Annotated in this window: 1 pseudogene; it reads right to left on the reverse strand. The window is 38.5% G+C overall.

The annotated features are described in order from the left end of the window. Window positions 1-1,576, reverse strand: a pseudogene (locus ACWATR_RS39910) (hypothetical protein); the annotation flags it as partial.

Consider the following 1,576-nt stretch of genomic DNA (forward strand, 5'->3'; position numbering starts at 1 on the left):
TTTGAATTTTAGAAGCTTCGATACTAGACTCTGAACCTAGTACATACTCGGTCAACTTAGCGACAACACTTTGGTGCAATTGCGGGTTTTCGTACCTTCTTAATATTCCCAAAATTTCCTCAAATAGCCCATCAATTTGAACTTGATTTTCATGATTAAACCAAACAAGAGAATGAGTTTCCTGCCCATCTGGACGTGTAACTGTAATTTTACGTGCCTCAAAACCTTCCGAAGTTCGAGTTTGAGAATCTTTCTGTAAAGCTTCAAGATTTTTAAAACGTCGGGCAAGGTCTGAAAGTTTTAATTCAAAATTTGTTACATCTTCATCTGTCCAAGATTCAGCAGGCTTATCAGCAACAATCATTAATAGTGCTTCTAACCATTCAGTATCAGTAGCATTTTCATTTACTGCTGCTTGCACAAAACTTCTAACTCGGCGTTCCAACACTTGACCACTCAAATAACTAGCTCTAACCCGCAAATCTTCTCGCAATTTTTCTTCACTACTGCGTACTCCGAAAGCATTATACAGCAGAGATTGGCAGTCACTAAGTAGGCTGTCATAAGCTGTTTGGATCTCGTGTAGCGCTGTAATCAGTTTTTTCCGCAAAATTTTCGCTACTGTCCCATCATCTTCTTGGCTGGCAATAATAGGATTGAGTCCGCAAGCTAGAGGTAAAGAAGTAAACAAAAGCTCGTCTGGCTCTTGAGCTTTCTGTAAATTTTGCAAAACTGCTAATGCTTCGCTACTAAGACGCTTGGTTTTAGTTGTGTATGACGGTAGTTTTTTAACGAATTGAAACAACGGCTTAACTACGGCAAGTAAAGTTGAATTTCTTCCCCCCTGTGCATTGAGAGCATACTGTTTGCGTAAGATTGACTCAAGCTCTCTAAATACTTGTGATCGCAAGCCCACAATTTCAAAATATTTAACCCCAAAGCGTGATGGATCTTTCAGCAATAGCTCGAAATGCTCAGAACCTAAAACTGGAATAAATGTACCATCCCTATAAACGCCTACATCATCAACATGGTGCAGCAATACTGCTGCTATTAGTACTGGAATAACTCCATGCTTTACACCATAGGGAGGAGCGTCTAAAATTCTGTAGAGCTTATCTAAAGTTTGGATTTTATCTTTTGCCTGCAAGCAAAAATTATCTATTACTTGCCAAATTGTCCATATACCAGATGTTTCATTGGGTGGGTAAAATCCCCATTCTTCGTTCTCTTGACGATGAATTCCAGTTTCGTTAAGTACAGAATAGTATATAGAAACTTCTGGCCCAAATCCTTGCAAGCAAAGCCTTTCTCTATCTTGCTTTTCTAACATTGCTTCGATTAGCTCTCTTCTCGCTCTAGCACCTTGAGAAGTTAGCTCCCGACGATTTATTAGTTCGTTCCAGAGTTTTAGTCCTTGATGGTAAACCTCATCGCAGATATCTGATAATTTTGCATTAAAATCTGTAACGTGGTTAACTGTTTTTTGTTTTCCTTCGATCCAACAAATATTATTTATTCCTAAATTAAAAGCTTGAGCAATGGTTTCATCTAACAATTGCTCTGCTTGTACTAA

This window comes from Nostoc sp. UIC 10890, assembly GCF_054786515.1.